Raw genomic sequence first — 17,664 nt, 5'->3', positions numbered from 1 at the left:
TGCGGCAAAAGGATAAAATCAGTCATGTACATTAAGCCGGTCCGATAGTATATTGATATCGATAATCATTATCAATAGAATTGTTACTACGGGAGGCCATACGATGAAAAGCTTCAAAATGATCATTGCCCTCATATTAACCTTGGCGGTTGCCGGATGCGGAGGGAACTCCAACAGTGCCGGCAACGCCGGCGGCAATGAGACGAAGGGCAAGGGCAATACAGCCCAAACCGCCCAAGCGGCGGAAGAAGCCGGAACCGGAACGAATACCGGGGGCGAAGACGGGCCAAGAACGATAAAGCATGCCATGGGAGAGATCACGCTCGAGAAGAAGCCGGAGCGGGTCGTTGTACTGTTTAACGGCATGGTTGACATTACGGCGGCGCTGGGCGTGAAACCGGTCGGGGCCGTCGAGTCCTGGGAGGAGAAGCCTTGGTATCTCTATCTCCGGGACAAAATGGAGGGGGTCAAGGATCTGGGAGAGGAGAATCAGCCGAATCTGGAGGCCATCGTAGCGCTTAAGCCGGATCTAATTATCGGTACGGAAGCGCGCCATGAAAAAATCTACCCTCAGCTGTCCGAAATCGCCCCTACGCTGATTACCAAGGAAATTTTCGATTGGAAAGACAACCTCCAGCTTAGCGCCCAGGCGCTCTATAAGGATAAGGAGGCGCAGCAGCTCATTGCGGATTGGGATGCCCGTGTAGCGGACTTCAAACAAAAAGCCGGAGATCGGCTGAAAGATACCAAAGTTTCGATTATCCGGTTTGAGGATGACGGCAGCGCCCGTTTTTATGCTACGGGGTTTGCCGGAACCATCTTCAAGGAGCTGGGGATCGGGCGTCCGGAAGCCCAGATGGTGGAAGGCAAAGCGGTCGTAAATCTGACCTCCAAGGAGCAAATGGGGCAACTGGACGGGGATTATATTTTCGATATCACCCGCATCAGTCCCGGAGATAACGACACGCAGACAACCAGGAACGAATGGACGTCCCACCCGCTTTGGAAAACCTTGAAGGGCGTCAAGAACGGCAAATATATCGAGGTGGACGTGATCACCTGGAATCTCAGCGGCGGGGTACTGGCGGCGAATTCCATGCTGGACGATGTTTATGAAATTTTCGGGATCAAGTAAAAATTTCGGCATAGGGAGAAGGCAAAAATGAGCGCAGGGGCGATACGCGGGCGAAGAGCCGCGGGATTCATATTAGGAGGGCTGGCGCTGTTGCTGGGACTGGCCGGAAGCATCCTGCTGGGGGCCATGAATTACAGTCCGGAGACGGCTTGGGACGCCTTGTTTCGTTACGACCCCAATGTGACCGACCAGATCGTGATCCGGACGACGCGCCTGCCGCGGGCCTTGATCGCGGCGGCGGTCGGAGCGAGCTTGGCCATCGCGGGCGCCATCATGCAGACGCTGACGCGAAATCCGCTCGCTTCTCCGAGCGTGCTGGGGATCAACGCAGGGGCGGGGTTCTTCGTCGTCTCGGCCTCGGTGCTCCTGTCCGTATCCCATTTACAGGCGTTGATGTGGATTTCCTTCGTCGGCGCGGCGGCGGCGGCGGGCGTGGTTTATATCCTGGGTTCGGCGGGGAGAGAAGGGTTGACGCCGATCAAAATCGTGCTTGCCGGTTCGGCCATGACCGCGCTGTTCGCTTCTTTTACCCAGGGGGTCCTGGCGTTGGACCGGCAGAGCCTCGGATCGGTACTGTTTTGGCTGACCGGAACCATCGCCGGACGCTCCCCCGAGATGCTCGCCACCGTGTTTCCCTATATGGCTGGCTGTTGGGTCGCCGCCTGGCTGCTGGCCCGGGGGATGAACATCCTTCTGATGGGCGAGGACACGTCCAAAGGCCTGGGTCAGCGAACGGGCGCCTTAAAAATCGGAATCGGCGTGATCGTCGTCATTTTGGCCGGAGGCTCGGTGTCCATCGCGGGGCCGATCGGCTTTATCGGCATCGTCGTACCGCACATGGCCCGTTACCTGGTCGGTACGGATCACCGCTGGGTGATCCCTTTTTGCGGCGTATTCGGGGCCGCGCTGCTGCTCTTGGCCGATATCGCCGCCAGGTTCATCATGATACCGGAGGAGCTTCCGGTCGGCGTGATGACTGCGGCTCTCGGCGCCCCGTTCTTTATGTATATCGCCCGGAGAGGAATTGGCAAATCATGAACCGAGGAAGTAGATGGATTCCATATGGCCTGCTGTTCGGCTGCCTGCTGGCGGCTCTGCTCAGCGCGAGTCTGGGCGAAACGTTTATATCGCCCGTCCGGGTGTTCGGCAGCCTGACGGGCGCCGGCTCGGAGGCCGAGGCCATGATCGTGGAGAAGCTGCGCCTTCCCCGGATCGTCACGTCGCTGCTGGCGGGCGCTTCCCTGGCCGCCGCCGGGGCCATCCTGCAGGGCGTGGCCCGCAACCCGATGGCCTCCCCGGACATTCTGGGCGTCACCGGGGGAGCTTCCGCGGCGGCTGTAGCGTTCATGACGTACGGACTCGGTGTCTTGAGCATTCGCTGGCTGCCGGTAGCGGCCATGGCGGGAGCCGCCGTCGCCGCGCTGCTGTTGTACGCGTTCGCCTGGAAGAAGGGCGTGACCCCGCTTCGCCTCGTCCTGGTGGGCGTCGGGATGTCTTCGCTCATGTCGGCGGCCACGACGATGATGATTGTGTTTAATCCGCGCAACGATGCCGGCCAGGCCTATACCTGGCTGACCGGTTCCGTGTACGGCGCGAATTGGGAGCAGGTGCTGCTTCTGCTGCCCTGGACCGCCGTGCTGCTGCCGGCGGCGATGCTCATGAAGCGGCACGTGAACATTTCGCAGCTGGGCGATGAGGTGGCCACCAGCGGCGGAAGCCGCGTCCAGCGGGTCCGCTTCCTGCAGCTCATGCTCAGCGTGGCCTTGGCCGGATCGGCGGTCGCGGTGGCGGGCGCGATCGGGTTCGTCGGCCTGCTCGCTCCGCATATGGCCCGCAAGCTGGTGGGGGCCGACTTCGGCCGCCTGCTGCCGGTATCCGCGCTGCTTGGCGCCTGGATCGTCCTGCTGGCCGATCTGGCCGGACGCACGCTGTTTCTTCCGCTGGATGTGCCAGCCGGGGTGTTTACGGCGGCGATCGGCGCTCCGTTTTTCATTTATCTGCTGTATGTGAATCGAAATCAATAGGAGGCGAAACGATTGGCTGATACAAAACCCCTGCAAGATGACGAGCAAATGGAGGCGGTGAGGGCGGCCGGCTCAAGCTATCCCTTGGCCGACCTGATCCAGAGCCGCAGAACGATCCGTGCGTTTAAACCGGACCCGGTCAGCAAGGAGCAAATCATCGCTTTGCTGAATACGGCGGTGTGGGCGCCGAATCACGGGAATCGGCAGCCTTGGCGTTTTATTCTCGTGATGGACGAGGCGCGGGAGGCTTTCGCCGAGGCGGTGCTGCGAACGCATTCCGCCGAGGAGCGGGCCAAAATCGGGGCGCAGCGACACGAGTATTTAACGACGCTGCCGGCCCAGCTTATCGTTCTGCAGACGGAGGACTCCCGTCATAAACAGCGGGAGGAAGACTTCGGCGCCGTCTGCTGCCTGATTCAGAATTTTCAGCTGGCCGCCTGGGAACAGGGCATCGGCGTCGTTTGGAAGACGAATCATTATATTTACGAGCCTCGCTTCCGGTCGGCATTCGGCATCCAGCCGGGGGAAAAAGTCGTGGGCGTACTGTACATCGGCTATGCCGAAACGGTTCCCGCCGCCCAGCCCAGAGCGAGGGCGGAAACGAAGCTGACCGTACTGGATCGACTGCCGCTGATCGATTAGTGCTCCTTCCAACTCCAAAAAGCTGCAAATCTGCAGGCATTTTTGGCCGGTCACAGGGGGGATTCGAAAAAGCTGCAAATCTGCAGTCATTTCTGGCGATTTTAGAGAACCGAGCCGATTTCGTCGAAAGTTCCTGCAGATTTGCAGGAATTTTGAAATTGTTGCTCCATACCGAACAAAAACATGCATATTTGCAGGAATTTTATGTTATCAAGGATGTCTGATCGGATGGGACACTAGTCCAAGAGAAAGGGGGATCCGCCGATGGCGTTGAATATGGCGGGGCTGGGGCCTGTAGTGCTGTTCTCCTCCATCCATCACCGTACTTTCCGGGGCCCCGATCATGGCCGTGACATGACGATTCCGGCCTACCTGCTTTGCATGGTGAAAGAGGGGAAAGGGTGGATTGCGTTGGGCGATGTTTCGGAAAAGGCGGAGGCCGTCGGCCCGGGGGATTGCTTTGTGCTGACTCCGGGAACCGCCTTACAGTTCATGCTTGAATCCGGGGCGCTCGAATGCTTTCTGCTGCTGTTTAGGCCGCTGGCGGTGCAGCGGCGGAGAGGGAATTGGCAAGCGGGACCGCTGCATCCCGGAGGCGGCGGATGGCCGGGATTCGCCGGTGGCCTTAAGCCGGTAAAAGCCCCCGAGCTTTTACAGGATGCGGCCGCATTATTTGCGGACACCCGTTTGCCCGGAGCCGATAAGGGGCGGCTGCAGTTGAGATGCCAAAGCCTGCTCTGCATCGTGCTCGATCAGCTTAAAGAGCGAGCTTCGACCGCCAAGCCCAGCGGGCTGGAGCTTAGTATCGGATATATGCACCGGCACTTCCGTTCCAAAATCCAGTTGGAAACGCTGGCCGAGATCGCCGGACTGACGCCGAGCTCCTACTCCAGGCGCTTCAAACGGGAGAAGGGGACGACCCCCGTGGAATACTTGAGCCGTCTTCGCCTCCATCACGCGAAGAAGCTGCTCTCCCGTCCCGACATTACGGTGAAGGAGGCGGCGGCGGAATCCGGATTCGGCAATGAATTTTATTTCAGCCGCGTATTCAAGCGGGAGGTCGGCATGGCGCCGACGGCGTACATCAAGCAGAATCGCCTGCAGTCGCTAGCCGGCGGTCCGTCCGAAATAGGATAAAACGACACGGGCACCGATCGTCATATTCAACGATCGGTGCCCGTCGTGTCCATGCTTATTTCGCCGTCAGTCCGCCATGATCGCGAAGCAGGTGACCATAGTGCTGGCGGATAAACTCCAGCACTTTGTCGGAGATGATCTTGTGGCCGGCCTGGTTCGGGTGAATCCCGTCCGAGCAGAGGAATTGGGTGAAATCGGGATGCTCCAGGAAGGCTCCGCGAACATCGATGAACTTGGTTTTGGTCAATTCCGATACTTTGAGGATGGTGGAATTATACCTTTCCTGCCACCAATAAATTTTGGTCACGCTGCCGAGCCATTGAAGGATGTTCTTCTCGGCGTCGGGGTTGTTCCTGCTGACCCATTTGAAGTAGCTGTCCGCATTCAGCGGGGGCAGGCTCATCAGCACGGGAGTGATCTGCTGGCTTTTCAAAAATTGAACAGCCTCGGTGAGCATCTTCTCAAACAAATTGAAATCCGTTTTCGGACGGTGCTCGCCATTGGGGTTGTCCGCAATCTCGTTCCAGTTAAAATCGCAGTCGTTGCCGCCGTATTCAATGAGCACGATATTCGGTTTGTCCTTCATCACATCCTTGCGCAGGTTGGCCATACCCTTGATCAGCGTATTGCCGAACCGGGCGGTGTTCCGCACAGCGCCCTTCAACTTGTTCTGCAGCAGGGAAACATAATTGTCCTCCAGCAGAACGTATTTGTTTTTGACCTCGTCATAAATGACGCCTTTGGAGATGGAATCTCCAGTGACCAGGTATTTGGCCGCCGCATCCAGGTTTTCCTGATTTTCCATACTCTTCGGATCACCTCATTCCTTTGCTGTTTCTTTCTTCAATTGTAGTTGAGTTTCACGCCGGAAATCAAGCGGATTCCTCATGCCGAGACCGGAATAGACGGTCAGGGACCGGCGGGATTTGGATGCGATGACAGGGTGTCGGAAGGATCGGCCGGAATGTCCTCCATCCGGTTTGCGGGCGGGACATAAGGTCGTACAACCAGTACGGTGGCCGAATCCGTAAAGCCCGCATATTCGGCGATGACACGGGTGAGTCCCGGCGAGAGTCCCGTAAGGTTGCCGCTCGCGTCGATCGAAGCGATGCCCGGATCCTCGATCGTGAAATAAGCGGCCTCCGTAACCGATTTAACACCGCCGTCCGGGGCTTGAAACAGCGCGACGATATCCAACTGCGTATCCACAGAAAGGGAGTAATCGTCGGAATCCAGGTAGAATCGGCTTTCCCCGGGAATCTCGTCGACCGTCTTGTATTTGACCAGCTTTAGCCGTTCCGAACCGAAAGTCGAAGTGATCCATACAAGCCCTCCGTCCTGGGGAATATCGGTGCGGGCGGCGTCGTAGAATCGTGGAGCGAGGTTTTGAAGCAGGGACCAGAGGATCGTTCCTTCTTCATCGATTTTTAATGTGAGATGCCGTTGGTCCGATCTGCCGCTGATCAGATAGCCGCCCGAGCCGTCCGGCGCTGGCTTCATGTAAGAGAGAAGCTCGGGGAACTCCGCGTCTACCAAGCCTTTTCGCCAAACCGCTTCGCCGTCCTCCGTCAGCTTCCACAGTCCGGAGCCGTCGAGCATGAGATACCCGTCCCCGCCGGGAGCGTGCATCAACTGCCGAACGTAGCCCCAACCGGCCTCGTAAGGCAGCGTTTTGCTCCAAGAAATTTCACCTGTCGGACCGTATTTCACCAGCAAGGGAAGCCAGGAGACGCTGTTCTCCTTCACGGCGTACCCCGCGGCTAAGAATCCTTCGTCCTGCGTCTCCACAACGTCAAGGAGCACCTGTTCTTGGTATCCGCGGTAATAATGATCCCACAACGGATTTCCTTCCGCATCGACTCTCAAAATATAAGCGGGCTGGGTACCCGATACGTTGGAAGTCCAGGAAACGGCGATAAAACCGCCATTCCGGGTTTCCTTAACCCGCTGAATGGGGGCGTATCCGCGGTATTCGCCGTAGGACCCGCTCCATTCAGGATCTCCGTCTGCCGACAGCTTGAGCAGGTAGGCCCGGTAAAAAGGCTTTCCATCGCTCCAGTCCAGCATTCCTCCGCCGATCAAAAACCCGCCGTCCCGGGTTTGAATCATCGATTGAACAGTGTACCTCTCGGTCGGTGAGGTTTTATCCAGATATTCGCGTTCCCATTCCGTATTTCCGCTCGAATCGGTTTTGATGGCAACGATTTTGGCTTGGGAAGAAATTTCATCCCGCGGAGTTGCGGTGCCCACGGCGATGTAGCCTTGACCGGGCAGGGACAATACTTGGGATGGCTCGTTGTAATTGTCCGGCGATCCGAACTCCCGGGACCATTCCTCCGCGTAGCCTGCCGGACCTCCGGCGGCAAACCCTTGCGCCGGGGGGACATACCAAAGGCCGACGGCCATCAGGATGGTTACGATCCACAACTCGGTTTGCCTGCGCAACGGTGTTTTCATTTGCATCACTCCTCCTCATTTTGGAAATCATATCAGTTTCAGTGTGACGGAATGTGAAGTCCCGGGAACAGGTACGAAAGAGAGAATTCTTCTGTGAGCTAGGTCTCAATTGTTGACAGCAAGTGGACATAAAGGGGTAGCTAATGAGAGAATACAGATAACGATATTAGAAAAAGGGGGATGCATTCAGTGCTTCGATTCGGAATCATCGGAACGAACTGGATCACGGAACGCTTTATCCAAGCGGCGGAGGAGACGGAGCAATTCGCTCTGACGGCCGTTTACTCGCGCACGGAAGAGAAAGGGAAGGCTTTTGCGGCCAAGTATAACAGCCACCCTGAAGTATTCACGGATTTGGAAAAAATGGTGTCGAGCGACCTGGTTGACGCGGTGTATATCGCCAGTCCCAATTCGTATCACGCCGAGCAGGCCATTTTGTGTATGAGCCATGGGAAGCATGTGCTGTGCGAAAAGCCGTTTGCATCAAATGTGGAAGAGACGCAGCGGATGATCCGGGCGGCGAAGGAGAATGACGTGCTTCTCATGGAAGCGATGAAGTCCACCTTGATGCCGAACTTCCGGGTAATCACAAACAATTTGTATAAAATCGGGCGGGTGCGCCGCTATTTTGCCAGCTACTGCCAATATTCTTCCAGGTATGACGCGTTCAAGCAAGGTACGGTTCTAAACGCCTTTAATCCGGTCTATTCGAACGGGGCGTTGATGGACCTCGGGATCTACTGCCTTTACCCGATGGTGACTTTATTCGGCAAGCCGGAGTCCCTTCAAGCGACCGGGATCATGCTGTCGTCGGGCGTGGACGGAGAGGGGAGCATCCTGATGCGTTATGAAGACATGGATGCCGTAGTGATGTACTCCAAAATCGCCGATTCCTATGCTCCGGCGGAAATCCAGGGCGAGAACGGTACGCTGATCATCGATAAAATCAACCAGCCTTACGATGTCAAAATCATGTACCGGGACGGCACCGTTGAGGACTTGCGGCAGCCGCAGATGCAGGAGTCGATGTTCTACGAGGCGCGGGAGTTTATCGAGCTCGCGCAAAGCGGCCGACGGGAAAGCGGTGTGAACACGCTGGCCAATTCCCTGATCGTCGCCGAAATCATGGAGGAAGCCCGGCGGCAAATCGGGCTGAAATATCCGGCGGACCGGTTTTAACGGACGTCTAAAAAAGCCCGCTTCATAAGAAGCGGGCTTTTCATATGCGCCAAAAACGGTCGTTCTTTTTGAAATCGTGTCCCCTGGCAAACGGTGGTTAATTCAAATCATAAATATCTTTGGATTGTGGGCCGCCGATTATTGGTATTTCACCACGAGCGCATTGCTGATTAGCCGGCCGGGCTTCGTCAAATACTTCCCGTTATAATAAAGGCCGCTCGAAGCGCCGCCGTCCAGATTCATCGCCTGATACGCGCCGGCCTGCTTCATGATTTGAGCCAACTGCGGAATCGTCGCTTTGCTGGTGGTTAAAAGGATAAGCTTGTTGTCGCGCGTAAGCCCCAAGGCGCTGCGGGTGCCGCCGCCCTTTAAAATTTTCGGGTCGCGGAAGCCTTCGCCCTTGAGGTTGAGGGCTATTTTGCCGTCGGTGACAAGGCGAGGTCCGGCCTGCAGGGCGCCTTCCAGTTCGCCCCCCGCAAAGAGCTCGTTGAATTTGGTGCCCGGAATCATCCCGGCAAGCATATTCGGGTTATAGGTAAAAACGGTGCGTCGGTCGCCGGATGCTTCCATTTGCAGCTTGCCACCGCTGACGATATAGCCGTAAGGCGTTTTATAGCTGTTCTTCGTGTAGGCGTCGAAATAGGACCCGTTAATAGCGACAATGGCTTTACTGCGCTTGGCGATGCTGCCGAGGCTCTCAACCCGCCCCTTCCGGTTGCCGGCCATCACGACGTCCAGGTGTATATTCGGATGCGCCAGCGAAACCGTGATCATCTTCACGGGGAAATATTTGTTCCCGACCTTGAAGGTTTTGCGGGCGCTGACGACCGGAGACGTCTTGCCGGAAAGGTTGTTCCGGTTCACTGCAGGGAGCGTATATTTGAAGTCGCCGCGGCTAAGGGTAAGCGCGGTTGGATTCTTTTCCCATTCTAACGTATAACCCAGGTTTTGGCTCAAAAACTGCAAGGGCACATAGGTAGTCCCGTTTTGGCGGAAAGGAGCGTCCGTTAAAGTAACCGCCGCATCATTGACCACTGCGGAGGTTTGTCCGACAAACACTTTCACGCTGTTCCAGGTGTTGGTGATGACGAAGCTTTTTTCGCTCTCGTTCCACAGCAGGGAGGCTTCCGAGTCCCCTTTTAATGCGGTGACCGGCAGGAAGGAACGGCCGGTATTGCCGTCGATCAGCACCGTTGCTTTAGGTGCGGCGGCCGAAGCGGCGGTAAGCCGGGCCGGAACCAGGAAGGTCAGGGCCAGGAAGAGGAGGAGAAGCGGGATGAATCTTGGTCTTTTCATGCGGGTAAAAAACTCCTTTAATCAATGATGTAGGTATAAGTCCCCTTATGTAATATCGGATGTGCGCCGCATTTTCGTTACAAAAATTTAGACCGCCGGTTTCCTCTTTAAGGAGACCGGACGGTCCGAATGTCCAAGGCTGAACGAAGGGGCTATTCGCTTTTTTTGATGTACATGAGCCTATAATAATCATCCAGCATTCGTTTCGTGGCGAAGGCTTCCCGGGTCGTTTCGATGCTTCTTTCCATCATCCGCGCCCATTGGGGCCGGTTCTCGTAGTAGGTCGGAAAAACGCTTCCAAGCAGGGTTTCATACAGGGCTTCGCTGTCGTGACGATCCTGCGCCGCGAAGTCGGACGTCTCGAATCCGCCTCCGATCTGCCAGCCGTTCTCCCCGTGCAGACATGCTTCCGGCCACCAGCCGTCCAGAATGGAGCAGTTGAGCACGCCGTTCATCGCCGCTTTCATGCCGGAGGTTCCACTGGCTTCCAACGGTCTGCGCGGGTTGTTGAGCCAGACGTCCGAACCGCGGGTGAGCCGGGCGCCAATCGTCATGTCGTAGTTCTCCAGAAAGACGACGCTTTCCGGATATTTTCGCATCATGGCGACCAAATGGCTGATGATCCGCTTGCCGTTGTCATCCTGCGGGTGAGCTTTGCCGGAGAAAACGATCTGTACGGTTCCCGCCTCCAGATACGGAGCGATGACCTCCGGCTTGGAGAAGAGCAGATCGCTGCGCTTGTAGGAAGCCGCCCGGCGCGAGAAGCCGATCAGTAGGCGGTCGGGGTTCAGCGCGATGCCGGTGCGCTCCCGGATGAAATCAAGCAGTTCGCCTTTGACTTCCATATGGGCGCCCCACAAATCGCCGCCCTCCTCATAAGCGCGGGTGATCCGCTCGTCGACCCACGTGGGGGGATGAACGGCATTGGTAATCCCTATAATAGGGGAGCGCCCTGTGACGTCCTGCCACATCCTGTTCGCGGTTTCCGCATGCAGCCGGGCAACCCCGTTGGAGATCCGGGACAGGCGTAGGCCGGCCACCGTCATATTGAAGGGATTGCCCCCGATTTGCTCCATTTGCCCCCGGGTCAGTCCGTTATAGGCGGACATATACTCGAGCCGCTCCAGCGGATGCGCCTCATTGCCCTCGCGTATCGGCGTATGGGTCGTAAAAACGACCTCTTCCCGGGTGGCGTTCCAGGCTTCTTCAAACGTGCTGCCGGCGCTCATCTTCTCTCGGATCAGCTCCGTGGCGGCCAAGGCGGCATGGCCTTCATTGAAGTGGTACACCTCCACGGGAATTTGCAGAGCCCGCAGGGCTCTCACCCCGCCGATCCCCAGTACGATTTCCTGGGCGATCCGCTCCTCGCCGAACCATCCGTACAGCTGGCCGGTGATCCAGGTGTCGGCGTTTTCGGGAATATCCGTATCCAGCAAGTACAGCGGGTTATTGCCGAACTTTTCCGTTTTCCATACCTTGCATATGACATCGACATCCCGAATTTTCACGCCGACTTTAATGCCCGTGTCTTCCAGAAAGTCATAATCATAGTTATGGTAGCTGTCATAGGGCTTGCCGTCTTCATCAATTCGCTGATCCGTATAGCCTTGCTTCCATTTGATGCCGATCCCGACGACGGGCGCGCCGATATCCTTGGCCCCTTTAAGGTAGTCCCCGGCCAGGATGCCGAGCCCTCCGGCGTATATTTTAAAATCGGAATGAAGCCCGTACTCCATGCAGAAGTAAGCGACGGTAGGCAATTTCATTTCGTTCATGAGCAGCCTCCTTCGGATTTATAGCACATCATATGCGAAGGGGCGGAGAGGGGGGAATTGCGGAGAAAAAAATTAACTTGACCTTCACGATGAAAGCGGTTATATTGAGGTTGTAAATAATACGTTATATAACGTTATATAAAGGAGAGACTACAGATGAGCGTAGCGAAAGTCATTAGCACGATTCATGAACAGACCGAAAACGGAATCTCGGAGGTTTATCTGGTCGCCTGTGGCGGATCCCTGGTAGATATGTATCCGTCCAAATATTTTCTGGAGAGCGAAGCCCAAAAGGTGGTAACGGGCCTTTATACGGCCAATGAATTCGTCCATGCCTTGCCGAAGCGCTTGAACAAGGACTCCGTGGTTATCGTTTGCTCCCATGGCGGCAATACGCCCGAGTCGGTGGAAGCGGCCAAAGTGGCCAAACAACGCGGAGCTCACACCATCGGTTTGACGCATAATAAGGAAGCGGGGCTGCTGAAATACACCGACCATCCTTTCTTATACGAATGGGGCGCGGACAGCGATGTGAAGAACAACCCGATGGCGATCATTCTGGAATTGGTCGTAGAAATCCTGAACGTTACGGAAGGGTATGCCCATTACGAAGCGTTTAAAAACGGCATTCAGAAAATCAACGGTATTATTGTGGAAGGCAAGAAGTTGGTGGGACCCCGCGCCAAGGCATTCGCGGAAAAATACCGGAGTGAAGAGTTGTTCTACATTCTCTCCAGCGGAGCTTCTTTCGGACATGCTTACGGGTTTGCCATCTGTTCTTTGATGGAAATGCAGTGGCTTAACGCGGCTCCGATCCATTCCGGCGAATACTTCCACGGTCCGTTTGAGGTGACCGATAAAGAAACGCCGTTTATCCTAATGATGAATGAGGGGCGTACCCGCGCACTGGATGAGCGCGCTCTGACTTTCCTAAATAAATACGCGGCAAAAGTGGAAGTCGTGGACGCCAAGGAATTGGGACTGAACACCATCGCCGATGAAGTTGTGGAATTCTTTAACCCCGTCTTGTTCTACAGCATCTTGTGCGTATACCGCGAAGAGCTGGCGGACATTCGCAATCATCCGTTGGAGACCCGCCGTTACATGGGGAAAGTGGCATACTGAACTGAAACAGGGGGGATATAGCATGAAAGTATTGGGCATTGGCGATAACGTTGTGGACAAGTATGTTCACTTGGGCGTGATGTATCCGGGAGGCAACGCGTTGAATTTCAGCGTGTTTGCCAAGAAGCTGGGCGCGGACGCGGCATTTGTCGGCGTGTTCGGAGATGACCGGGAAGCCCGCCATGTCGAGCGGGCTTTAAATGAACTGGAAATCGATATCAGCCGGTGCCGCCATCACCGGGGGGAAAACGGCTGTGCGCGTGTTACGCTGGAAAACGGGGACCGCGTCTTCCTCGGAAGCAATGAAGGCGGCGTCACCCGATTGAATCCGCTTTCACTTAGCGAGGAAGACCGGTCGTACATCCGGGAGTTCGCCGTAATGCATACCGGCCTGTACAGCCATACGGGACATTTGCTGCCTGAACTGCAAAGCCTTGGCGTACCCGTTTCTTTCGATTTCTCCGACGACTTTGAAGAAGCGGAGGTCGAACGGCATATTCCTTACGTTGATTTCGCCTTCTTCTCGTGCAGTCATATGAGCGAGGAGGAAACGATCCGTTATATTCAAACCAAACGAGCCCGGGAAGGCCAGATTATTGTGGCTACCCGGGGCAGCGACCGGGCTGTGGCTTTTGACGGGGCGCGCCTATATTATCAGGCCCCTGAGTTGGTGGAAGCCGTAGATACGATGGGGGCGGGAGATTCATTCATCGCGGCGTTCCTGCTCCGTTACCTCAAGGACCGCAATATCCAGGCGGCGATGGAAGAGGGTTCCCGGTTCGCCGCGGCCAGTTGCCTGGTGGAAGGGTCTTTCGGTTTCGGCGTGTCCTACGAATGACGGTTATGGCGACTAACCATCTTCTTGTATTATCCAGTAACGTTTGATACGCTTTAAGCAAAGAGTTTATAACGTTATAGTACAAGAGAGGGTCCTATGTTAAATTCTGATCATCCCGAACCATTATATATCCAACTTAAGAAAGCGATTCAGGCGGCGATTCATAACGGAACTTTTCAGCAAGGTGAGAAGATTCCCACGGAAACGGAATTGAGCGATCGCTATCAGGTCAGCCGGATTACCGTCCGGAAGGCCGTTGAAGAATTGGCGCAGGAAGGATATTTGACCAAGCGGCAGGGAAAAGGCACTTTTGTAAGCCATCCCAAAATCGGTCGCAAAATCGAGCATGTGATCGGATTCACGGCGGCATGCAAGGCGAACGGTTTGACCTCGCACAGCCGGGTGACCCGGAAGGAAATCATCGTTCCCGATTCCGATTTAGCGGTTGCCCTGCAGTTGGCTGAAGGGGAGAAGGCGATCTATATTCAGCGAACAAGATACGCCGGCGACAGCCCGCTCATGCTGGAGAACAATTACTATCCGGCATCGCGCTTCTCGTTTCTTATGGATGAAACGCTGGAAGGTTCGCTCTATGATCTGTTGCGGGATAAATACGGGATTGATCCGAACCAGCCCGGGGAAACGACGCTGGAAATCGTTCTGGCGGACGAGGACAAGGCGCGTCTATTGGAAACGTCCATCGGAAAACCGCTTTTTTACATGAAAACGATGATCTATGACCAGCACGGATTACCGGTACATGCCGGTAGACAGTTCATGATCGGAGACAGATATCAGTTCACCTTATAGAGGTTCCGTCCTTTTGCCGAAAACCTCATACCCTTCTTTCCTTGAACAAAGGGGAAAGGTAAACATCACGATATAACGTTATAATACGTATGGTAAAAGGACGGAGAAAACTGTCGCGGAAAATTAGGAGGGGTAAATATGCAAGCTTCCCATGCCACAATGAACGCATTTGCCGATCTCGTTCTCGTATCGGATGCGATCTTTACCGGTAAGAAATCTGGAGCCGGCCCCGGTTTTGTTGCGGTAAAAGGCGATGTTATCACCGCCGTCGGGCCAAAATCGGCGTTTCGGGAATGGATTGGGCCGGAAACGAAAATATATGATTTTAAAGATGAATTGATTATGCCGGGAATTCATGACAACCATGTGTTTTTTACCGGTTATATGTCGATGCACCGTGGCCTGGATTTATCCGAAACCGCCTCCGTTCAGGAGGCGCTGCGTTTGCTGGTGAAATACGCGGACAAACTTCCGAAAGGCAAAAATGTATACGCTTTCGGTTGGGACCGGGAAACCTGGGGCGAACTGCCGGACCAGACATTGCTGGACGGTGCCATTCCCGATCGGGCGGTGGTGGCGATCAACCGTTCGAAGAATTATTGCTGGATGAACGGAGCCGCCATAGATAAGTATGGATTTAAACCGGATGAATGCAGCGCGGAAGCAAGGGCCGAACTGCTGAAAGAAATGCTCCGGGACAAGGAACTGGTCACATCGGAGTTTCTTGATTTTGCCCAGATGCTTGCTGGGCGTGGGGTGACGTCGATCAAGGACATCGGCTTTGACGATTACAGCGGTTTACTGCCGGTCTTGACGGAATTGGAAGCGAGCGGGCGTCTGCCGTTACGCGTACATTTCGCCCTGGAACCTGTTCTGGAACCGCTTAACATTCCGTTTGGTCTGGAGTGTCAGGGCAAGTACCGTAGCGATCAGCTTCGTTTTCAGGGGTTCAAGATTATGCTGGATGGCGTGGTGGCCAATCACACGGGAGACATGCTGGAGCCTTATGCCGATCTGCCGGGAGTGACCAATCTGAGGCCGGTGGATTACGAGGCGATTAAGGCTGCGGTGCTGGAGGCGGACCGTAACGGACTGAAATGTACATTGACGGCCGAAGGCGACGCGGCGATCCGAAGGGCGGTATCCATCCTGGAAACGTGCCGAGAACAAAACGGGGAGCGGGATGCAAGACATTCCATCAGCGATCTGGAATACCCTCACCCGGATGATCTGAAGCGGATGGCCGCGGCGGGAATTTTTGCGGAGGTGTACGCCCAGGTCATGCTGCTGAATCCGTCCTACAAAGAGGCCTACATGGCCGAAGTGGTGGGGAAGGATAGAGAAAGCCGGTTTTACGATTATAAGAGCATGTTGGATGCCGGCGTTACGATCACCATCGGGACGGATCTCCCTCTGTTTATCTCGAGCGTTCCGGATTCCATTTACGCCGCCAGCGCCCGGTTATTTCCGGATGCGAGCCCGCCCGGAGGATGGTACCCTGAAAAAGGAATGCCGGTGGAAGAAGTGCTTAAAGCGTGGACAATCAACGGAGCGAAACACTGTTTTATGGAGGACCGGACAGGCACGCTTGAGGCGGGAAAACTGGCGGATATCGCCGTTTTTGACCGGAATCTGCTGCAAACTCCCGCGAATGAGCTGAGGGACGCGCGAGCGGTACTGACCATTGCCGGCGGAAAGATCGTTCATGATCAGCGGAGTTAACACCCCCTGGATAAGACATCTCATAATGTTATATTTTGTGAATAATCCAATTCCGGAATGAGGGATTAAGATGGAAACGGGAAAAAAGAGACTCAAATGGTCGCTGCCTCACAGCTATACTCTGATATTCTTTATCATGATCTTAATGGCGGCGTTGACTTGGATTGTGCCGAGCGGGCAATTTGAACGCCAGGAGGTCACGGTGGACGGTGTGACCAAATCGGCTATCGTCCCCGGCACATATCATGAGGTAAGCAAACATGGCGAGGGAACCGATTTACGCCAAGGGATACCGCAAATTTTAAGCGCTCCCATGGAGGGGATCATCAACGCCGTCGATGTCGTCGCTTTTGTACTCGTTGTAGGCGGCGCCTTCGGTATCATTCTCCAGACCGGAGCGATCGACCGAGGGTTGCTCGCGTTGGCCCGACGGCTTAAAAGCAAAGGAATTCTGGTCATACCGATCGCCATGGTGATCTGTAGTCTCGGCGGGTCGACCTTCGGAATGAGCGAAGAAATCATCCCGCTGTACGCGATCTTTATTTCGTTGATGTTTGCGCTGGGCTTCGATTCGATGACCGCCATCCTGATTCTTTTCCTGGGGACCCAAATCGGTTATGTCGGATCGACGACCAATCCGTTTTCCGTGCTGATTGCGCAAGGGATCGCGGGAGTTCAAGGCAATCCGCAGTTGTGGCTTCGATTTATCGAATGGATCGTATTTACCGGCATCTCCATCGCCTTTACGATGTGGTATGCGCACCGGGTGAAGAAACATCCGGAAAAGTCCGTTGTTTTCAAAAATGACCTGATAAACAGGCCGCTGTTCCTTAAAGAAGATACCGGGGAAGAAATCGACTTTTCCCTGCGGGACAAATTGATTATTTCCGGGTTCGTGGTCACTTTGGGGCTGATTGTTTGGGGAATTCTGACAAAGGGCTGGTATATGACGGAGATCGGGGCGCTCTTCTTTGCGCTTGGGCTCTTTGCGGGTTTGGTATCCAGGATGAATCAACGCGAAATGGCGGAAAACTTTGTGAAAGGCTGCGGAGAGTTCGTCTATGCGGCTGTCATTATCGGCTTGGCCCGGGGCATTCTGGTGCTTGCCGAAAACGGGATGATCATCGATACGATCCTGAATTATCTCTCCGATTTGCTGAAAGGTCTGCCGAATTACGCGTTTACCACCATCATGCTGCTGGTTCATAATATCATTACATTCTTCGTGCCGTCCTCTTCCGGCGAAGCGGCGTTGACCATGCCTGTCCTCGCTCCGCTCGGCGACTTGGTTGGAATCAACCGTGAAGCGATCGTAACGACTTATCAATTCGGCAACGGTCTGACCAATCTGATTTCTCCGACGGGCGGAGTATTGCTCGCGGGGCTCGCTATCGCCCGTATCAATTTCGGCCAATGGCTTAAAGTGATTATGAAGCTCTTCGTCGTGCTTTGGATCATTGCGGCCGTCTTCTCGGCGGTTTCGGCTATCGTAGGCATGTAAAGGTAAAGCGGTACTTTTGTTGT

The 17,664-nt window shown here is 55.1% G+C and carries 15 protein-coding genes; 11 read left to right on the top strand and 4 right to left on the bottom strand.

Going from position 1 to position 17,664, the window contains the following annotated elements; all coding sequences use genetic code 11:
* Positions 1-103: 103 nt before the first annotated feature.
* From FRY98_RS07130 to FRY98_RS07110, 5 genes are all read left to right on the top strand, one after another.
* Complete coding sequence (locus FRY98_RS07130) at positions 104-1,135, top strand: ABC transporter substrate-binding protein (protein ID WP_148450982.1); 1,032 nt, start codon at positions 104-106, stop codon at positions 1,133-1,135.
* 27 nt (positions 1,136-1,162) lie between these two features.
* Positions 1,163-2,173, top strand: a complete 1,011-nt coding sequence (locus FRY98_RS07125) for a FecCD family ABC transporter permease (RefSeq protein ID WP_148450981.1) — start codon at positions 1,163-1,165, stop codon at positions 2,171-2,173.
* The gene (locus tag FRY98_RS07120) at positions 2,170-3,159 is read left to right on the top strand and encodes a FecCD family ABC transporter permease (RefSeq protein ID WP_148450980.1); all 990 of its coding nucleotides are present in this window, start codon (positions 2,170-2,172) and stop codon (positions 3,157-3,159) included. The genes FRY98_RS07125 and FRY98_RS07120 overlap by 4 nt, the downstream gene beginning before the upstream one ends.
* Positions 3,160-3,171: 12 nt before the next feature.
* Positions 3,172-3,801 carry a nitroreductase family protein gene (locus FRY98_RS07115; protein WP_225039226.1) on the top strand — a complete coding sequence of 210 codons (630 nt, stop codon included), beginning with the start codon at positions 3,172-3,174 and terminating at the stop codon, positions 3,799-3,801.
* A gap of 264 nt (positions 3,802-4,065) precedes the next feature.
* A complete protein-coding gene (locus tag FRY98_RS07110) occupies positions 4,066-4,938 on the top strand; it encodes a helix-turn-helix transcriptional regulator (protein ID WP_148450979.1) in 873 nt (290 codons plus the stop codon).
* A gap of 55 nt (positions 4,939-4,993) precedes the next feature.
* On the opposite strand, the gene FRY98_RS07105 is transcribed toward FRY98_RS07110, so the two are convergent.
* Entirely contained in the window at positions 4,994-5,743 is a 750-nt protein-coding gene (locus tag FRY98_RS07105; RefSeq protein ID WP_148450978.1) for an SGNH/GDSL hydrolase family protein, read from the bottom strand.
* Positions 5,744-5,847: 104 nt separating this feature from the next.
* A complete protein-coding gene (locus FRY98_RS07100; RefSeq protein ID WP_148450977.1) occupies positions 5,848-7,395 on the bottom strand; it encodes an Ig-like domain-containing protein in 1,548 nt (515 codons plus the stop codon).
* Positions 7,396-7,584: 189 nt separating this feature from the next.
* Between FRY98_RS07100 and FRY98_RS07095 the strand changes: the two genes are divergently transcribed.
* A complete protein-coding gene (locus tag FRY98_RS07095; protein ID WP_211373264.1) occupies positions 7,585-8,574 on the top strand; it encodes a Gfo/Idh/MocA family protein in 990 nt (329 codons plus the stop codon).
* A 138-nt stretch (positions 8,575-8,712) separates the two neighbouring features.
* Here FRY98_RS07095 and FRY98_RS07090 read toward each other — a convergent pair whose 3' ends face one another.
* Positions 8,713-9,870, bottom strand: coding sequence for a phosphodiester glycosidase family protein (locus FRY98_RS07090; protein ID WP_148450975.1), 1,158 nt, complete (start codon positions 9,868-9,870; stop codon positions 8,713-8,715).
* Positions 9,871-10,022: 152 nt separating this feature from the next.
* A complete protein-coding gene (glgP, locus tag FRY98_RS07085; protein ID WP_148450974.1) occupies positions 10,023-11,645 on the bottom strand; it encodes an alpha-glucan family phosphorylase in 1,623 nt (540 codons plus the stop codon).
* A 156-nt stretch (positions 11,646-11,801) separates the two neighbouring features.
* Between glgP and FRY98_RS07080 the strand changes: the two genes are divergently transcribed.
* From FRY98_RS07080 to FRY98_RS07060, 5 genes are all read left to right on the top strand, one after another.
* Positions 11,802-12,770, top strand: a complete 969-nt coding sequence (locus tag FRY98_RS07080) for an SIS domain-containing protein (protein WP_148450973.1) — start codon at positions 11,802-11,804, stop codon at positions 12,768-12,770.
* Positions 12,771-12,792: 22 nt separating this feature from the next.
* On the top strand, positions 12,793-13,608 hold the full coding sequence (locus FRY98_RS07075; RefSeq protein WP_148450972.1) for a fructoselysine 6-kinase: 816 nt from the start codon (positions 12,793-12,795) through the stop codon (positions 13,606-13,608).
* Positions 13,609-13,704: 96 nt separating this feature from the next.
* Complete coding sequence (locus tag FRY98_RS07070) at positions 13,705-14,418, top strand: GntR family transcriptional regulator (protein ID WP_148450971.1); 714 nt, start codon at positions 13,705-13,707, stop codon at positions 14,416-14,418.
* A gap of 138 nt (positions 14,419-14,556) precedes the next feature.
* Positions 14,557-16,140, top strand: a complete 1,584-nt coding sequence (locus tag FRY98_RS07065) for an amidohydrolase (protein WP_148450970.1) — start codon at positions 14,557-14,559, stop codon at positions 16,138-16,140.
* A 70-nt stretch (positions 16,141-16,210) separates the two neighbouring features.
* On the top strand, positions 16,211-17,641 hold the full coding sequence (locus FRY98_RS07060; protein WP_148450969.1) for a YfcC family protein: 1,431 nt from the start codon (positions 16,211-16,213) through the stop codon (positions 17,639-17,641).
* Positions 17,642-17,664: the final 23 nt, after the last annotated feature.

This window comes from Paenibacillus faecis, from assembly GCF_008084145.1.
In the GTDB taxonomy this organism is placed as follows: Bacteria; Bacillota; Bacilli; order Paenibacillales; family Paenibacillaceae; genus Fontibacillus; species Fontibacillus faecis.
The sequence above is the reverse complement of the archived record's forward strand: the minus strand, read 5'-3'. Positions and strand labels throughout refer to the sequence as shown.